Raw genomic sequence first — 17,416 nt, forward strand, 5'->3', positions numbered from 1 at the left:
GAGCCCGGCCCTCGGGCCATCGGGGTGTGGCGCAGTTTGGTAGCGCGCTTCGTTCGGGACGAAGAGGTCGCAGGTTCAAATCCTGTTACCCCGACACACCGCCTCCTCGAGGCACAGCACGAAAGGCACCACGACGAAGGGCCGCTCCTCCGGGAGCGGCCCTTCGTCGTGCCGGACGCGCAGCTCCCCAGCAGGGCGGACGTCGCCGTGCGGCCTAGCGCGAGCCGGGCTTCAGCCGGAGCGCCGGCCGTTCGATGGCGTAGTACGTCGCCGCCGCGAGCACCAGGGTCACCGCGCCCACCACCAGCGTGTTGAGGGCGAAGCCGCCGAGCGTGTCCGGCAGGACCAGGCCCGCGCGGCGCAGGAAGCGGATCACCGGCAGGTGCCAGAGGTACACGCTGAACGAGATCGTGCCGAGCCACGCGATCCAGCGGAGCTCGAGGACGCGCGTGACCGGGCCGAGCGATCCCCCGCGCCGCGGCAGGGCCACGAGGAGCAGGAGCAGGGCGCACGACGCCGCCACGACGCTCTCCTCGAAGGCGCCCACGGGGACCACCGAGGCCACGATGACGAGGGCGGCGGCGACGATCCCGGCGGGCACGCGCCAGGCCGCCACGCGGTCGCGGAGGCGCTCGTCCGCGGACAGGGTCAGCAGGATCACGGCCGCCGCCATCCCGTAGGAGAACAGGTCGGCGTGCACGAGGATGCTGCGGTTGGCGACCGCCTCCCACGTGGCGCCCCACTCGCTGGCGAGGCGGCCGCGGTGCCCGAGCGGCGCCTGCGCGATGGTCGACCAGACCTTGCCGGCCACGCCGACGAGCAGCAGGGCCGCGGCGGGGGCGAGGGCGCGGATCCACGTCGCCCGCCCGCGGAGGAGGCGCGCCGCGAGGAGCGCCACGACGGGCAGCACGACGTAGAAGGACACCTCGACCGCCAGGGTCCAGGCGACCTCGATGCCGCTGCGGAGCGTCCGCGGCGTGTAGCCCTGCAGCAGCAGGGCGTTGAGGAGGGTGTCGACGGGGCCGAGGGCGCCCACCGCGATGCCGGCGTCGCGGGCCTCCCGCGGCAGGACCGCCACGCGGAGAACGAGGCTCACGAGGAGCAGCACGACGACGTAGCCGGGGAACACGCGCAGGGCCCGGTTGGCGGCGTAGCGCGAGAGCCGCGGCATCGGCCCGCCCTGCACGAGCGCGCGCGCGAACGGCAGGAACAGCAGGAAGCCGCTGAGGACGAAGAACAGCGTGACGCCGTGGCTGAAGAAGGCCACCTCGCCGACGAGGGGGATGTCGGTCGTCGGCCGGGCCAGCTGGCGCTGCACGTGGTACAGCAGCACCGCGACGGCCGCGATGCCGCGGAGGCCCTCGATGCCGGGCAGGAGCGTGCGCACGCGCGCGGGTGCGGACGTCGGGGTCCCGGTCATGGTGGCCTTCCCGGGTCGGTGGAGCGGCGGTCGTCCAGTCTACGAGGCGCCCCCGGGGACGCCGGAGGGCGGACAGCACGACGGCCGCCGCCCGGAGGCGACGGCCGTCGGCGCGCGCTCCCCATCGAGCGCGGGCTCAGCCCTCCGTGCCGGGCGCGGGCGCGGCCGGCGGGGCGGGAGCCGCCGGGGCTGCCGGTGCCGCGGGGGCGCTGGGCGCCGTCGGCGCGGCGGACTGCGTCGGCTTCGGCGCCGGGGCCACGTACGGCCGCTTCGTCAACGTGCTGGCCGGCGCGGGGAAGCCCTCGGCCGGGTAGCGGTCGTCGATGAAGGTCTGCAGCGGCTTGAAGATGCGGTGGCGGGCGGTGTCCGCGGCCGCGCCGTTGAGCACGTTGCGACGCATCGGAGCGAAGCCCTCCACGTTGCCGACCCAGACGGCGGTGGTGACCTCGGTGGACGACCCGACGAACCAGGTGTCCTTCGCGCGGTCCGTGGTTCCCGTCTTGCCCATGATCTCGGTGCCGTCGCGCGGGTTCGACGCGGCGCCCGTGCCGCCCATGACGGCCTTCAGGGCGAAGGCGGCCGTGTTGGCGACCTCGGGGCTCATGGCCTGGGCGCACTGGCTCTTCGGCGTGACGAGCTCGGAGTCGTCCGGGAGCACGACCTTGTCGATCGCGATCGGCGGGCACATCGTGCCCTGATTGGCGACGGAGGCGAACGCAGTAGCCATCTGGAGCGGCGCGACGGTGTTTCCGCCCGATCCGACGACGTCGGACGGGAAGCTCGACAGCTCCCGCTTGTCCGCGTTGTACGCGCCCATGTCCGTCGCCGTCTGGCTGATCTCGCACAGGTCCAGCTGGCTCGCCATCGCGACGAACGCGGAGTTGACGGAGGCGACCGTCGCGGCCAGCACGTTCTGGTTCGAGGTGGCACCGGTGTTGGTGTCGTTCGTGACCTTGTAGTCCGGGGACCCCGCGAGGTTGTCGCCGCACCGGGTGAACTCGCTGGCCGACCAGGTCGTCTTCGACGCGTTCACCGTCTGGTAGATCGACTTGCCGCTCTTCAGCCAGTCGACCAGCGTGAAGATCTTGTACGTCGACCCCACCTGGAAGCCGGCGGAGCCGCCGTGCGCCTTGTCGGCCCCGTAGTTGATCTCGGTCACCCCGGGCTGGTCCTGCGCGACCCCGTAGTCGGTGTTCTGCGCCATCGCGATGACGCGGCCGGTCTTCACCTCACGGGAGACGACGGATCCGCCGATCTTCGTGAAGCGCGCCGTGGTGGGCACCTGCTTGCGCATCTGCTCGGCGGCGTTCGCCTGGATGTCGAGGTCGAGGGTCGTGTACACCTGCAGGCCGCCGCGCTTCAGCAGCGCGTCGCGGTCGGCGGCGGTCTCGCCGAACTCGGCGTTGGTGAGGATCTCGTTCTTCACGTAGTCGCAGAAGTAGGCGGCCGAGATCGGGTTCGCCTGGATGCAGCCGCTCGTGGAGGGCGTGATCGTGGGCGTGACCGGCGCGGCGGCGGCCACGTCGTGCTGCTCCTGCGTGATCTTCTGCTCCTTGAGCATGTTGGCCAGCAGGAGGTCGCGACGCTCCTTGTTGCGCTCGAGGTTGTCCGGGTTGTCGATCTTGAAGATCTCGGGGGCGTTGACGGTCGCGATGAGGCTCGCGGCCTGCTCGAGGGTGAGGTCCGCCGCGGAGACGTTGAAGTAGTAGCGCGCCGCCGACTCGATGCCGTAGACCCGGCTGCCGAAGTTCGCGATGTTGAGGTAGGCGAGGAGGATCTCGTTCTTGGAGTACTTCTTCTCCACCCCGATCGCCATCCGCATCTCCTTGAGCTTGCGGGGCATGTCGGGCTGGGTCGCCTCGGTGAACGCCTTGCGACCCTCGGCCTGCGTGGCCTCGTCGGAGGAGTCGACCATGTTCTGGGCCTTCTGCACCAGGACGTTGCGGACGTACTGCATCGTGATGGTGGAGGCGCCCGACTGGACCTCCTTGTTGAGCACGTTCTGCGCGAGCGCGCGCGCGGCGGACAGCACGTCGACGCCGCCGTGCTCGTAGTAGCGGGGGTCCTCGGTCGCGATCGCGGCATCCTTCGCGAACGGTGAGACGGCCTCCCACGGCACCTCCTCGCGGTCCTGCGAGAAGAACTCGGCGAACGGCACCTGCTGGTCGCCCTGCTTGGCGTACAGGACCGTCTTCTGCGCGAGGTTGTCGATCTGCAGGTTGTCCGGGATGTCCTCGAACACGCCGATGGTGCTGTTGGCCGCGATGCCCGAGACGGCGATGGCAGGGGTGACCATGGCGGCGACGAGGACGCCGGCGATCGTGCTCATGCCGACGAGTCCGAGGAACGCGCCCAACCGGGTCGAGATGGTCAGGTCAGTTTTCCTCATGATACGAATCTAACCCGAGCTCGGAGGCGCCGCGTCCGCCTCAGGGAGGGTCTCAGCTGCCCGTGGCCGAAATGTGATGAGTGCACGTACGGTCAGGCGGCGCGGGCTGCAGAGGCCGCCAGGTCGCGCACCGTCTCGAGGGTCCGGATGCGGTGCTCGAGCGTCGTCGACGACGGCGCGACGATGAGCTCGTCCGCCCCCGTGCTGGTCAGCAGCCGCTCCAGCCCGATCCGCACGGCCTCGGGCGAGCCGATGGCCTGGCGTCGGTTCCGGGCGCCGATGATCTCGCGCTCCAGGTCGCTGAAGCGGTAGGCGGCGGCCTCCTCGGGATCCACCGGCTGCGGCTTCCCGCCCTGGCGCATGCGGAGGAACGTGATGCTGCCGGCCCGGGACTCCCGGTCGACGACCTCGGGGTCCTCGTCGGCGATGACGCTCACCGCGATGGCGCTGTGCGGCGAAGCGAGGTCGTCGCTCGGGCGGAACCGCTCGCGGTACGTCGCGAGGGCCTGCTCCGTGCGGTCGCCCGCGAAGTGGTGCGCGAACGCGAAGCGGATCCCGAGGGCGGCGGCGACCTGCGCGGAGTACCCGCTGGATCCGAGGAGCCATATCTGCGGCGCGTCGCCGAGCCCGGGGACCGCCGTGATGCCGCGCAGCGGGTTGTCGGCCGCCATGGCGCCCGTGAAGAAGCCCACCAGGTCGAGCAGCTGCTGCGGGAAGTCGTCGACCCCGAGGCCGGCCTCGCTGCGGCGGAGCGCCATCGCGGTCGCGCCGTCCGTGCCCGGCGCCCGGCCGACGCCGAGGTCGATCCGGTCGCCGTAGAGCGCGCGGAGCGTGCCGAACTGCTCGGCGACGACGAGCGGGGTGTGGTTCGGGAGCATGACGCCGCCGCTGCCAACCCGGATCGTGGAGGTGCGCGCGGCGATGCCCGCGATCAGCACGGCGGGCGCGGAGCTCGCGATCCCCGGCATGCCGTGGTGCTCCGCCACCCAGAAGCGCGAGTACCCGGCGGACTCGGCGGCCTGCGCGAGGCGGATGCTGCCCGCGACGGCGTCGGCGTTGGTGCCGCCGAAGGGGCGTGGGGCGAGGTCGAGGACGTCGAGCGGGACACGGTCGAGGTGGGTCACCCCGATGCAACGGGGCGTGTCGGGAGCGCATTCCCGCTTCCACGGCGCGTTGCTAGGCTGCGCCCGCCATGGACCCCGCCTCTCCCGCTCCCCCGTCGCGGCGTCCGCGGCAGGCCGCGTCGGATCAGGGCGTCCGCGCACCGTCCCCCTGGAGCGCACGCCGCGACCGTGCGCGGCGGAGGCTCCGCCGCCGACAGGCCGCGGCGCTCCTCGTGGCGTACCTCGCCCTCGTCGGGCTCGTCACGCTCACGCCCGACAGCGTCGACCGCGGCGCATACCCGTACCTGATGCGCGGCGTGCTCCTGGTGCAGCACCACGGGTTCCCGGGGTTCCGCTACTCGATGATCGAGGAGGTCGCCAACGTCGCCCTGTTCGCGCCGCTCGGCATGCTCGGCGTCCTGGCGGTGGGACCGCGCAGGTGGTGGTTCGTCGCGCTCACGGCCACCGGGCTGTCCGCAGGAGTCGAGCTGACCCAGGGCGCGCTCCTCCCGGCCCGCGTGGCCTCGGTCACGGACGTGGCGGCGAACGGCCTCGGGGCCGTGCTGGGCGCCGCGTTCGCCGCGGTCGTCGCCCTCCGGACGCGACGACGCGGGCGGCTCCGGTCGTGATCGGATCCGCCCGCGTCGGGGCTCATGCGGTGCCGGGGGTCAGGACGCGCGGCGACGACGGGCCGTCGCGATGCCCGCGGCAGCGGCGCCGGCGAGGAGCAGGCCGCCGCCGGTGATGGCGAGGCCGGTCGGCAGGGTGCCGCCCGTGATGGGGAGCGAGCCGCTCTCCGCGGCGGTGCGCGCGCTGGCGGGCACCACGGAGACGAGGCCGCACCAGTGGTCGCCGGACGCGGCGGTCTCATTGGCGCGCCACACGCCGGTGGCCGTCGTGGGCACGACGAGCGTGCCGGAGACCGAGCCGTCGGCCGCGGCGGTGGCGGACGCGGCCGGGTCGCCCGCGACGGCGGGCGCGCCGGTCGAGGCGGCCAGGCGGAGGGCGACGGTCTCCCCCGCCTGGAACGAGCCGGCGGCGCCGGTGATCGTGACGGACTCGCCGGGTGCGACGGCCGCGGGCGTGACGGTCATCCCGCCGCAGGCGATGGAGGAGTCCTTGGGGACGTAGTTCTCCGCCTGTGCGGCGAGAGGGGCGGAAACGGTGATCGCGAGCGCGACGAACGCGCCCGCCAGGGTCTTGGCGAGCATCTCGGGTGTGCCTTCACTTTTACGCCCGAGACGGACGTGCGGGGGCACGACGGGTATCGCCTCGGGGCGGTGGTGTCCGCGGCGCGCGATTTCGGGTCGGCGCCTTCAGGCAGACAGCGGGTCGGGTAAACCCACGAGGGCGATGCTAGCGGCGTACGAGGCCCGCACGAAGGCGCACGGGCGGGATGGACCCCGGACTGGGGTCACGGGACCCCGGAGACGGCGGAAGGCCCCGAGGCGTGAGCCTCGGGGCCTTCCGTCGCACCGCTCCGGAGGGAGTCAGGCGACGCGGGTCATGATGCGGATCAGACCGTGGTGCGCTGGCGACGGACCGTCGCGAGGACCGCGACGAGCGCGGCGCCGAGCAGCAGCAGGCCGCCACCCGTCCAGATCAGGACGACGGGGAGCTGGCCGCCGGTGACGGGCAGGCCCGCCGAGGCGTCCGTGGTCGAGCCGGAGCCGCCGGTCGCGGTGCCGGAGCCGGCGGCCGCGACGACCGAGATCGTGGTGGAGACGGTGTTGCCCTCGGTGTCGGTGCCGGTGAGGGCGTAGGAGCCCGACGCGGAACCGGCGGGCAGCGTGACGGTGACGCGGAGGCCGCCGGCGCTGGTCGAGTTTTTCGTGATGGAGTTGCTCGTCACGGCCATGGGGGCCGTGCGGAACGAGGCGAGCGTCGCGTTGGCCGCGTTCTCACCGGTGATGGTGATGCTGACCGGGACGCTGGGCGCGAAGGAGCCGTCCGCGAAGGACAGCACCGTGCTCTGGCCGGGCGCGACGGTCGGGTCGCTGACCGTGACGCCGCCCTCGGGCGTGTAGGGCGCAGCCGTGGCAGCGGTGGAGACGGTGAACGTCGCGGCGAGAGCGATGGCCGCTCCGGCGAGGATCTTCTTGAGCATGTGGTTCCCCCTGTATGAGTGTTTCTGGTGCACAGGGGCACGGAACGGACTCGGGTCCGCCGTCGATCATTCCCCCACGGGGAAGACTACTGGGACGTGTCGCAGGACAGCGAGCGGAATTGTGTTGCGATCGTGTTAATGACCGGGGTGGTGACGATGGAGAGCGGGGTGTCGGTCCTTTTGTCCCCCAGCGTGTCCACGGAGATGCGGACCTCCTGGCCGGGCGCCAGCGTGACCTCGACCTGCGCGACCGCGCGGCCGCCCACCACCTCGGGCTGGAACGGAGCGTCCTGGCCGTCGATCTCCACCCTCAGCGGCACCGTGCCGGGCGGCCCGTAGACCGCCACGCGCGTCTTGATGTCGCCGGGCGCGACGCCGTAGACGCCTCCACCCGTGACCAGGAACGGCAGCGTGGCCGCGTCGGCCGGGGCCGTGGACCCGAGGACGACCTCCGTGCGGTAGTCCGGGCGACCGTCGTCGCGGCACATCGCCATGGCCTGCGTGGTCGCGAGGGTGAGGAAGTAGTCCATCTTCGCGCCGGTCGCGTCGTTGAGGAACACGCCGAAGACCGTCGACTCGTCGTTGTCACCGGGCAGCGAGCCCTCGAACGTCGTGCCCGCGAGGGTCGCCTGCTCGTCGGGCCGCGAGTTCCAGATGAGGATGCGACGCTCCTCGGCGGCGTGGCCGAGCGCGGTGACCAGGGCGGCCGGGTCGACGTCGCCGGTCGAGATCCGGGAGAACACGGAGTCGGCCACGCTCGCGAACACGGCGTCCTGCATGTCCGGATCCGGGTAGCGGAGGTAGACGTCGTGCAGGAGCAGGTCCACCGCGTCCTCGGAGCGGAGCACGTCCCCGGTGGCGAGGGTGATGGGCCCCGTGGCCTCCAGCAGGTAGGCGAGCGCGACCGGATCGATGCTGATGACGCCGTCCACCGCCTCGCCGTACTTGAGCCGCCACATCTCCGCTGCGAGGGGCGCTGCCTGCGGATACTCGGGAGTCAGCGTGACGTCCTGCATGTAGCGGCCCGTGATGTTGCCGTACAGGCCGGCGGTCTGCGGATCCAACGGCAGCACCGGCTCCGCCAGCTTCGGGAACCCGCGGGCCGAGTCCTGCTGGGCGAGCGAGAAGGCCCCGTCGCCCGTGCGGATCAGTGCCAGGGCGCCCGGGATGCCGCCCGTGGAGCGGACCTCGGCGTTGTTCTGGAACATCATGAGGTAGCTGCGGTCCCCGTCGGCGCCGAGCATGGCGGGCGCCAGGTCGGTGACGTGGCGGACGACGGCGAGGGTCTCCGCCGCCTTGCCGACCGTCTCCCGGAGGCGCGACACCGCCTCGGCGACCGGGCGGACCGTGCCGCCGGTGTCGATGGCGGTCACGTCGGCGAGGGCGGCGTCGAGCGCGTCGTCGGCCTGCCGGACGGGCTCCTGCGCGGCGACGATCGGGTCGAGGTCGAGCCGCCCGTCCTTCGGCGTGAGGGCGCTGACGTCGAGCGACCCGGCGATCCCGACGACCGGCTCGAGGGCGTCGCCGCCGATGCGGTCGACGATCCCCGAGATCTCGCGGAAGGCCCGGAGGTTCGGGCCGAGCAGGGGTACGTGCTCGGTGACGGCCCAGACGGGATCGCCCGTCAGCGACACCGCGCGCCCCGAGTGCTCGCGGAGCTGGGCGACGCTCGATGCGGCGCCGGAGGAGTCGCCGGCGAGGAGGTCCCGCTGCACGGAGGACGCGAGCGGCACGGCCTGCTCGAGCTCGCCGCGGGCGAGGAGGGCCCGGGCGGCGATCCACACGATCCAGAGCAGCAGGAGGACGGCGACGACCGCGCCGGCGACCGTGAGGACGCGGCGACGGGTCCACGGGCGCCGCGGCGACCGTGCGACGTCGGTCACGGGGGTCACCAGGTGGCCCCTCCGTCGGTGGAGATGCTCACGGCGTCGCCGGTGAGGAGCCAGACGTCGTCACCGGCGGCCGAGATGGCCACGGATCCGCTCGTGGGGACGGCCGCCGCGCAGCCGAGGACGCTCACGTCGCCCGAGGCGGGGACGATGCGGCCGATGCTGGTGCCCGCGCACGACTCCGCGGTGCCGGCCGTGAGGATCCCGTCCGCGCCGAGCGCGACGGCGAGGGTGCCGGGCGCGTCGATGCGGCGGAAGTCGCCGCTGCCGGATCGGACGTGCAGCGCGCCCGAGCCGCAGAGGACCGCGGCCGCCTGGCCGCTCTCGACGGCCTGCACGGCGTCGTCGCAGGGCGCGTCCTGCTCGCCCTCCACGAGACGGACCGTGCCGGGCTCCTCCGGGTCGACGTAGGCGGTGGCCGCGGTCTGCGCGGGGGCGTCCCGCCAGAACTCGCCGCCGGTGAAGCTCTGCAGGGTGGTGCGGGAGCACGTGGCGGTGACGTCCGCGACGATGCCGCCGACGTCCGGGCTCTCCACCTGGAGGGCGAGGACGCGTCGGGCGTCGAACGTGCCCGTCGTGCGCGTGTCCCAGGTGCGTCCCTCGTCGATCGTGGTCTGGATGCGGGCGGGCTCGCCCGTGCAGGAACCGGCGGTCGTGCGCCAGGCGACCTCGGAGTTCCCTGCGGCCAGGAAGACCGTGGGCGCCGCGACGGTCGTGGCCGCGGGGGCGGACGGCGCGGGGGTCGGGGCGGGGGTCGGGGCGGGGGTCGGATCCGCGGCGGCGTCGGTGCTCGCGGAGGCGGACGGCGCCGGGGCGGAGGTGCTCGGTGCCGGTGATCCCTCCGTCCGGGTGACGGCGGCGGACACGAGGATCACGTCGATGACGAGGAACGCGACGGCGGCCGTGACGCCGACACCGGGGAGGAGGCGACCGAGCGGGCGGCGGCGGCGCGAGGCCCTGCCGGTGACCGCCATCGGCTTCCGGCCGTCGGGCGCGGTCCTAGCCACGCGCGGCTCCCCGGGCTCGGGGGTCGCGGGGGCCGGAGGGGCGTCCTCCGGAGCGGCGCGATCGCGCCTCGGCATGAGCCGACATGGTGTCTCCCGGGGTGGCGGGCATCATGCGGCACGCGGTCGGCCCTCCCTCGCGGGCGGCCGGGTCCGGTCCGCGCCCCGCCGACGAGCCGTGACCCGCTCCTGGGACGGAGCACGGGCCCGCGGTGCGCACGCGGGGTGATGCGGGGTCGAGCGGTGGTGTCACCCGGATCGTACAGGCCCGCGCACGACGGCCCCGGACGACACGGGGATGCCGCGGGTCAGGACGCGGCGGGCGTGGGGCGCTCCGCGCCCTCCGGGCGCACGTACGAGTAGCCGTACTGGCCGTACCCGTAGGCGTCCGGGCCCTTGGTCGGCAGCATCGTGAGGACGACGCCCAGCACCTCCGCGCCGACGCTGTGCAGCGACTCGATGGCCGCATGGACCTGGCCGCGGTGCGCGCGGCCGGAGGAGACCACGAGGATCGCCCCGCCCGCGCTCTTGGAGAGGACGGCGCTGTCGGTGACGGGCAGCAGCGGCGGCGCGTCGATGAGCACGGTGTCGAACTCGGCCTCGAGCTCCTTGAGCAGGGCGACCATGGTGCGCGACCCGAGCAGCTCGCTCGGGTTCGGCGGGATCTGCCCGGCGGGAAGCACGAACATGTTCCGGTTGCCCCAGGGCTGGAGGACGTCCTTCAGCTGCGCGCGGCCGATGAGCACGTCGGTGAGGCCGACGGCGCCCTCGAGCCCGAGGTAGGACGCGAGCTTGGGCCGGCGGAGGTCGGCGTCGATGACCGCGACCCGGGCGCCCGCGTCGCTCAGCGCGATGGCGAGGTTGGCGCTCGTCGTGGACTTGCCCTCGGACTCCACGGCGCTCGTGATGACGAAGCTGCGCGCGCGGCCGCCGAAGTCGAGGAACTGGAGGTTGGTGCGGAGGCTCCGGAAGGACTCGGCGCGCGGGCTGCGCGGGTCCGACTGGACGATGAGCGGGCGCTCCTTGGCCTTCGGGTCGAAGGCGATGCCGCCGAGGATGGGCGCCTGCGTGACGAGCCGCAGGTCGTGCTCGCCGCGGATGCGCGTGTCGAGCGTCGAGCGCAGCACGGACGCGGCGACGCCGAGGGCCAGGCCGATGAGCGCGCCGAGCGCCAGGTTGAGCGGCACGCGCGGCGACACGGGGGTCGCCGGGATGCGCGCCTCCTGCAGCGTCGTGATCTTCACCTGCGGTTGGCCGTTGGTGTCGAGCGGCGTGAGCTCGGCGACGACGTCCGTGAAGCTGCGGGCGACGGCATTGGCGATGGTGGCGGCCGACTCCGCCTGCTCGTCCTGGACGGCGATCTCGATGATGACCGTGTCGAGCGCCGCGGTGGCGGTGATGCGAGGTGCGAGCGACTCCGCGGTCGTGTCGAGCCCCAGCCGCGCGATGACGGGCTCCAGCACGACGGGCGTGGCCACCACGTCGGCGTAGCTCTTCACGGCCTGCTGCGTGAACGAGCTCCCCTGGCTGAGGTCCTGCACGGTGCCCGCCGACTGCGTCGAGACGAAGACCTTGGACGACGCCCGGTACTCCGGTGTCTGCACCAGCGAGTAGCCGGCTGCGGCACCCACGCCCAGGAGGAGCACCAGCAGGATGAGGATCCACGATCGTCGCAGGATCCGGATGTATTCACGCAGTTCCACAGGCGATCCCCCTCGTCGACGGCACGCCCCCCGGTGGCGTCCGTGCCCATGTTCCCACAGCCGCGGACCCTCTCCGGTTCCCCGGCACCGGGAACGACCTCCGGCGGACGGCGCCCCAGCATCTGGGGCGGCGGCGGGGTCGGACGGACCGGCTAGCGTGGGGCCGGGGATCGGCCACCCACCGCCCCTCTCGTGGAACACCGCCCGAACGCTCACCCGAAGAGAAGATCCGGACCCCCATGCCCGACGTCTGCGCCGCCCTCATGCCGCTCGCCACCCTGCTCATCACCGGCGCGCTGACCGCCTACGGCGTCCGCTTCCTGCGCGACTGACGTGCCGCGCGCCGGGCGTGTCCGGGGCGCCGCTCACGCGCGTCCCGCCTCCCGGCCCGCCCGCGGATCGGGTCAGGCGAAGTCCGCGTCGGGCCCCGCGGGGTAGCCGAACGCCGTCGCGCTCGTCTCCACGGGCCGACCGCTCGTGAGCGCTCCCCCGCTCTCGGCGAGGTAGCACGCGCCGCAGAGCGACATGTAGGTGACGTCCGCGCCGTCGATCGCGACCTGGTCGCCGTCGAAGATGAAGCGGTCCCCCACCTGGCGCGCGTTGAAGACGGCCTTGCGCCCGCAGCGGCAGATGGTCTTCATCTCCTCGAGGCTGTGCGCGATCTCGAGCAGGCGTCGGCTCCCGGGGAAGGCGACCGTCTGGAAGTCGGTGCGGATGCCGTACGCGATGACGGGCACGTCCTGCAGGATCGCGATGCGCAGGAGGTCGTCCACCTGGGACTCGCGGAGGAACTGCGCCTCGTCCACGAGGAGGCACGCGGTCGGCCCGCCCTTGTCCTGCAGCACCCGCTCGCGGTGGATCCCGAACTCCTGCCAGACGTCCGCCTCCGGCTCGAGCAGGAAGTCGACCGGCCGGCTGACGCCCAACCGGGAGACGATGTCGCGGTCGCCCTTGGTGTCGATGACGGGCTTCGTGAGCAGCACGTGCTGCCCGCGCTCCTCGTAGTTGTAGGCGGCCTGGAGCATCGACGTGCTCTTGCCGCTGTTCATCGCACCGAAACGGAAGTAGAGCTTGGCCATCTACCGAAGGTAGCCGTCCTCGGCGGCGCGCTCGATCAGGTCGGCTCGCCGCCCGGCGACCCGGCCCACCTCGCGGTACTTCGCCCGGGCGCGGCGCAGGTAGGTCTTCGCGGTCTCGTACTGCACGTTCATCGCCTGCGCCACGTCCTGCGTGGACCGGCCCGTGACGTACAGCCGGAGCGCCTGCTCCTCGCCCTGGCTGAGGCGCGGGCTGACGAAGGCGCGGGCGGCCTCGCGGGCCGCGTCGTCCGCGGCGACGTCGACCTGCCGGCGGCCCGAGCGCGCGCCCGCGGCGACCCCGCGGACGGCGGTCACGATGTCGCCCGCCGCCATCGGGCCCATGACCAGCGCGGCGACGCCCGCGTCGAGCAGTCGCCGTCGGACGGCCTCCGCACCCGAGCGCGACAGCACGACGACGGCCGCCCCGGCCGCGCGGCAGGAGCGGATGCGGCCCTCGATGCTCACGGCGTCCGGGAGGTCGTGGTCGACCACGACGATGTCGGTCGGGAACCGGGGCGACCTGATGAGCTGGAGCCAGCCCGTGGTGCTGACGACCACGTCGATCTCGGGCGCCCGTGCACGGAGGATCGCGCACACCTCGTCGAGCGCCGACTCGCTGCCCATGAGCACGCCGACGCGCACGGGCCGCGGCGCCTGGCGCCGGGCGGCGCCGAGCGGGCTCGCCCCGGGGTCGCGCAGCGTGGTCATGTCAGCACTGTAGCCAGGGGCCGGACGCGCGGGACACGCGGGTGCGTCCCCGGACACCCGACAGGCGACGACCGGGCGACCGGCCGGAGCCCGCTCAGAACAGCGTGGCCTGCGTGGCGGGGCCGGCCGGCAGCGCCGCGGTGACGAGCGGGCCGGGCGCGCGGGCCCCGGTCCAGCTGCCGCGACCACGGCTCGTGACCGCGCGGCTGTCGGCGCCCTCCTGGCTCCAGCCGGGACGCGGCCGGTCGGCGGGGGCGCGGCCCTCGAGGCCGGGCAGGTCCGCCCGGGACAGGACCCCGCCGGTGCGGGGATCCACCCGACCGCCGCCGAGCCCGTGCCGCCGCACCAGCGGGTCCATGCGCGCCTTCAGCCACTGCCGGTACGCCGCCGGTGCGTAGGCGCCGCGCGCGTACAGGTCGAGGTAGCGGCCCACGAGCTCCGGCCGCTCCCGCTCCAGCCACTCGAGGTACCACTCCCTGACGCCCGGCTTCAGGTACAGCGCCGAGTAGAGGACCCGCGTGCCGCCGGCCGCCCGGATGCGGGCGAGCGCGTGGTCGAGGTGCTCGACGGAGTCGGTGAGCATGGGGAGGATCGGCATCATGAAGACGGTGCAGTCGAGGCCCGCCTCCCGGATCGCCGTGACCGTGGCGAGGCGCGCGGCGGTCGTGGGCGTGCCCGGCTCCACCGACTGCTGCAGGTCGTCGTCGAGCACGGCGATGCTCATGGCCAGGTCGACGGGGACGGTCGCGGAGGCCTCCCGGAGCAGGGGCAGGTCGCGGCGGAGGAGCGTGCCCTTGGTGAGGATCGACAGCGGGGTGCCTGACGACGCGAGCGCGGCGATGATGCCCGGCATGAGGGCGTACCGGCCCTCCGCGCGCTGGTACGGGTCGGTGTTGGTGCCGAGGGCGACCGCGTCGCGCGTCCAGGTGGGCTTCGCGAGCTCCCGGGCGAGGACCTCCGCGACGTTGACCTTGACCACGATCTGGTCGTCGAAGTCGCGCCCGCCGTCGAGGTCGAGGTACTCGTGCGTGGGCCGCGCGAAGCAGTAGACGCAGGCGTGGGTGCACCCGCGGTAGGGGTTGATGGTCCAGCCGTACGGCATGACCTTCGACTCCCCCGGCACCCGGTTGAGCGCCGACTTCGCCAGCACCTCGTGGAACGTCACGCCCTGGAACTCCGGGGTGCGGACGCTCTGCACGAGGTTGCTGAGGCGCGCGAGCCCGGGGAGGGCGTCGGCACTCGCGTCGGACAGCCTCTGCGCGCTCCATCTCATGCGCTCATTCGAACACACTTTCGAACGGAGCGCGAGCGGGCGGGCGGGATGCGCCCACCCGCCCGTCCCGTCAGTGCTGGAGCTCGAGGACCTCGGCGGTCTCCGCGACGATCCGCGGCGTCTTCCGCGGGTCGGAGGCGACGAGCGTCCCGTAGTTCGGGATCATGCGGACGAGGGGCCTCCGCCATCCGTCCATGCGGTCCGGGAAGCAGCGCTCGAGGACGTCGAGCATGATCGGCACGGCCGTGGAGGCGCCCGGCGAGGCACCGAGGAGGCCCGCGATGCTGCCGTCGGCCGCGGCGACGACCTCGGTGCCGAACTGCAGCACGCCGCCCTTCTTGGCGTCCTTCTTCATGACCTGCACGCGCTGGCCCGCGGTGATCGGGTACCAGTCCTTCGGGTCCGCCGTGGGCATGAACTCCCGGAGCGCGTCGAACTTCGTCTCCTTGGAGGCGAGCAGCTGGCCGACGAGGTACTTGATGAGGCTCAGGTTGTCCTTCGCGACCGCCAGCATCGGGATGATGTTGTGCGGGCGGATCGACGTGAAGAGGTCGAGCAGCGAGCCCTTCTTGAGGAAGCGCGGGCTGAAGCCGGCGTAGGGGCCGAACAGCAGCGACGCCTGGCCGTCGACCACGCGGGTGTCGAGGTGCGGGACCGACATGGGCGGGGATCCGACGGCGGCCTTGCCGTAGACCTTCGCCTGGTGCTGCGCCACGATCGTCGGGTCGTCGGTGCGGAGGAACTCGCCGCTGATGGGGAAGCCGCCGAAGCCCTTGATCTCGGGGATGCCGGCCTTCTGCAGCAGGTGCAGGGCGCCGCCCCCCGCGCCGATGAAGACGAACTTCGCGTCGACGCGCACGGTCGAGCGGCCGACCTCCTTGCGGACGTCGAGGTGCCAGGTGCCGTCCGCGTTCCGCGAGATGCGGCGGACGTCGTGGTTGAGGTGCAGGGCCGCACCGTGCTCGGTGAGGTAGTCGACGAGCTTGTGGGTGAGCGCGCCGAAGTCGACGTCGGTGCCGCCCTCGAAGCGCGTGGCCGCGATGACCTCGGACTTGTCGCGCTGCAGCACGAGGAGCGGGGCCCAGGAGTGGATGACCGCGGGGTCCTCCGAGTACTCCATGTCCGCGAAGAGCGGGTGCGCCCGGAGCGCGTCGAACCGGCGGCGCAGGTACTCCGCGTTCTCCTGGCCGCGCACGAAGGTCATGTGCGGGGTGGGGTTGATGAACTCCTTGGGCTCCGGCACGGCGCCGGCCGTGACGAGGTGGGCCCAGAACTGGCGGGACAGCTGGAACTGCTCGTTGATGCGGGTCGCGGACCCGATCTCGATCCTCCCGTCCTTCTCCGGCGTGTAGTTCAGCTCGCAGAGGGCGGCGTGGCCCGTTCCCGCGTTGTTCCACGGGTTGCTGGACTCCATCGCCACCTCGCCGAGGCGCTCGAAGATCTGGATGGTCCAGTCGGGCTCGAGCTGCTTGATGAGGGTCCCGAGCGTCGCGCTCATGATCCCGCCGCCGACGAGGACGACGTCTACCGGTTCCGCTGATTCACTCACCGGATCAGTGTACGCCCGCCCTCCGAGGCCCCTCCGGAGCGGCCAGGGATGGTACGGGCACCCTTCCGTGCGCGGGCAGGGGAGGGATCAGCGACGGGCCGCGACGACCTCGGCGATCTGCACGGCGTTGAGCGCGGCGCCCTTGCGGAGGTTGTCGTTGCTGATGAACAGCGCGAGACCGCGGCCCTCCGGCGCGCCCTCGTCGGCGCGGATGCGGCCGACGTAGCTCGGATCGGTGCCGGCCGCCTGCAGCGGCGTGGGGATGTCGGAGAGCTCGACGCCGGGCGCCGTGGACAGCAGCTCGGTGGCCCGCGCGACGCTGAGCGGCGCGGCGAACTCGGCGTTGATTGACAGCGAGTGGCCGGTGAACACGGGCACGCGGACGCAGGTGCCGCTGACGAGGAGCTCCGGGAGGCCGAGGATCTTGCGGCTCTCGTTGCGGAGCTTCTTCTCCTCGTCCGTCTCGAACAGGCCGTCGTCGACGATGCTGCCGGCCAGCGGGATCACGTCGAACGCGATGGGGCGCTGGTACACGGCGGGCTCGGGCATCTCGACGGCGCGGCCGTCGTGAACGAGTCGGCGGAGCGTATCCGGCCCCTGCGCGATCGCGGCCTCCGTCTGGCCCGCGAGCTCCTCGGCGCCGACGAGGCCGGATCCGGAGACGGCCTGGTACGTGCTGACCACGAGGCGCGTGAGCCCGGCCTCCTCGTGCAGGACCTTGAGGACGGGCATCGCGGCCATGGTCGTGCAGTTGGGGTTCGCGATGATGCCGCGGCGGGCGTCGGCGATGGCCTCGGGGTTGACCTCGGAGACGACGAGCGGGACGTCGGGGTCCATGCGCCAGGCGCTCGAGTTGTCGATGACGAGCACGCCCGCCTCGGCGAAGCGCGGCGCCTGGGCCCGGGACGTGGTGGCGCCCGCGGAGAAGAGCGCGATGTCGAGGCCCGTGGGGTCGGCGGTGGCCGCGTCCTCCACGACGACGTCGCGCCCGGCGAACGGCAGCGTGGAGCCGGCGGACCGCGCGGAGGCGAAGAACCGGATCTCCGCGAGGGGGAACGCGCGCTCCTCGAGCAGGCGGCGCATGACGGCGCCGACCTGCCCGGTGGCGCCGACGACGCCGACGCGGAGGCCGGCTCCCTCGGCGGCGGGGGTGGCGGATCCGGTGGGGGCGGTGTCGGTCACGGGTGTCTCC

Annotated in this window: 14 protein-coding genes and 1 tRNA gene; 2 read left to right on the forward strand and 13 right to left on the reverse strand. The window is 73.1% G+C overall.

Annotated features, from left to right (window positions below; genetic code table 11):
- The first annotated feature begins 20 nt into the window (after positions 1 to 20).
- A tRNA-Pro gene (locus QFZ62_RS06040) sits at positions 21 to 94 on the forward strand.
- 120 nt (positions 95 to 214) lie between these two features.
- Here the strand turns inward: QFZ62_RS06040 and QFZ62_RS06045 are convergent.
- The 3 genes from QFZ62_RS06045 to QFZ62_RS06055 all read right to left on the reverse strand — a co-directional run bounded on the left by QFZ62_RS06045 (position 215) and on the right by QFZ62_RS06055 (position 4,933).
- Entirely contained in the window at positions 215 to 1,420 is a 1,206-nt protein-coding gene (locus QFZ62_RS06045) for an acyltransferase (protein ID WP_307503000.1), read from the reverse strand.
- 136 nt (positions 1,421 to 1,556) lie between these two features.
- The gene (locus QFZ62_RS06050) at positions 1,557 to 3,809 is read right to left on the reverse strand and encodes a transglycosylase domain-containing protein (protein ID WP_307503003.1); all 2,253 of its coding nucleotides are present in this window, start codon (positions 3,807 to 3,809) and stop codon (positions 1,557 to 1,559) included.
- Between the two features lie 92 nt (positions 3,810 to 3,901).
- Positions 3,902 to 4,933: an LLM class flavin-dependent oxidoreductase gene (locus QFZ62_RS06055; protein WP_307503007.1), complete on the reverse strand. Its 1,032-nt coding sequence runs from the start codon at positions 4,931 to 4,933 to the stop codon at positions 3,902 to 3,904.
- A gap of 212 nt (positions 4,934 to 5,145) precedes the next feature.
- Between QFZ62_RS06055 and QFZ62_RS06060 the strand changes: the two genes are divergently transcribed.
- Complete coding sequence (locus QFZ62_RS06060; protein WP_307503010.1) at positions 5,146 to 5,541, forward strand: VanZ family protein; 396 nt, start codon at positions 5,146 to 5,148, stop codon at positions 5,539 to 5,541.
- A 39-nt stretch (positions 5,542 to 5,580) separates the two neighbouring features.
- On the opposite strand, the gene QFZ62_RS06065 is transcribed toward QFZ62_RS06060, so the two are convergent.
- From QFZ62_RS06065 to QFZ62_RS06110, 10 genes are all read right to left on the reverse strand, one after another.
- Positions 5,581 to 6,123 (reverse strand): sortase, encoded by a 543-nt coding sequence (locus tag QFZ62_RS06065; RefSeq protein ID WP_307503013.1) that lies wholly within the window; start codon positions 6,121 to 6,123, stop codon positions 5,581 to 5,583.
- Between the two features lie 305 nt (positions 6,124 to 6,428).
- Positions 6,429 to 7,019 carry a sortase gene (locus tag QFZ62_RS06070; protein WP_307503015.1) on the reverse strand — a complete coding sequence of 197 codons (591 nt, stop codon included), beginning with the start codon at positions 7,017 to 7,019 and terminating at the stop codon, positions 6,429 to 6,431.
- A gap of 86 nt (positions 7,020 to 7,105) precedes the next feature.
- Positions 7,106 to 8,911, reverse strand: coding sequence for a DUF4012 domain-containing protein (locus QFZ62_RS06075; protein WP_307503018.1), 1,806 nt, complete (start codon positions 8,909 to 8,911; stop codon positions 7,106 to 7,108).
- Entirely contained in the window at positions 8,908 to 9,915 is a 1,008-nt protein-coding gene (locus QFZ62_RS06080; protein WP_307503020.1) for a hypothetical protein, read from the reverse strand. Before QFZ62_RS06080 ends, QFZ62_RS06075 begins: the two co-directional genes overlap by 4 nt.
- Positions 9,916 to 10,220: 305 nt before the next feature.
- Positions 10,221 to 11,615 carry a polysaccharide biosynthesis tyrosine autokinase gene (locus QFZ62_RS06085; RefSeq protein ID WP_307503022.1) on the reverse strand — a complete coding sequence of 465 codons (1,395 nt, stop codon included), beginning with the start codon at positions 11,613 to 11,615 and terminating at the stop codon, positions 10,221 to 10,223.
- Positions 11,616 to 12,019: 404 nt separating this feature from the next.
- The gene (locus tag QFZ62_RS06090) at positions 12,020 to 12,694 is read right to left on the reverse strand and encodes a thymidine kinase (RefSeq protein ID WP_307503025.1); all 675 of its coding nucleotides are present in this window, start codon (positions 12,692 to 12,694) and stop codon (positions 12,020 to 12,022) included.
- Positions 12,695 to 13,402, reverse strand: coding sequence for a sigma factor-like helix-turn-helix DNA-binding protein (locus QFZ62_RS06095; RefSeq protein WP_307503028.1), 708 nt, complete (start codon positions 13,400 to 13,402; stop codon positions 12,695 to 12,697).
- Positions 13,403 to 13,496: 94 nt separating this feature from the next.
- Positions 13,497 to 14,675 (reverse strand): Rv2578c family radical SAM protein, encoded by a 1,179-nt coding sequence (locus QFZ62_RS06100; protein WP_307503031.1) that lies wholly within the window; start codon positions 14,673 to 14,675, stop codon positions 13,497 to 13,499.
- Between the two features lie 70 nt (positions 14,676 to 14,745).
- Positions 14,746 to 16,224, reverse strand: a complete 1,479-nt coding sequence (locus tag QFZ62_RS06105) for a malate:quinone oxidoreductase (RefSeq protein ID WP_307503034.1) — start codon at positions 16,222 to 16,224, stop codon at positions 14,746 to 14,748.
- Positions 16,225 to 16,311: 87 nt separating this feature from the next.
- On the reverse strand, positions 16,312 to 17,406 hold the full coding sequence (locus QFZ62_RS06110; RefSeq protein ID WP_307503036.1) for an aspartate-semialdehyde dehydrogenase: 1,095 nt from the start codon (positions 17,404 to 17,406) through the stop codon (positions 16,312 to 16,314).
- Positions 17,407 to 17,416: the final 10 nt, after the last annotated feature.

Origin of the sequence: Clavibacter sp. B3I6 (assembly GCF_030816895.1) — a bacterium.
GTDB lineage: Bacteria > Actinomycetota > Actinomycetes > Actinomycetales > Microbacteriaceae > Clavibacter.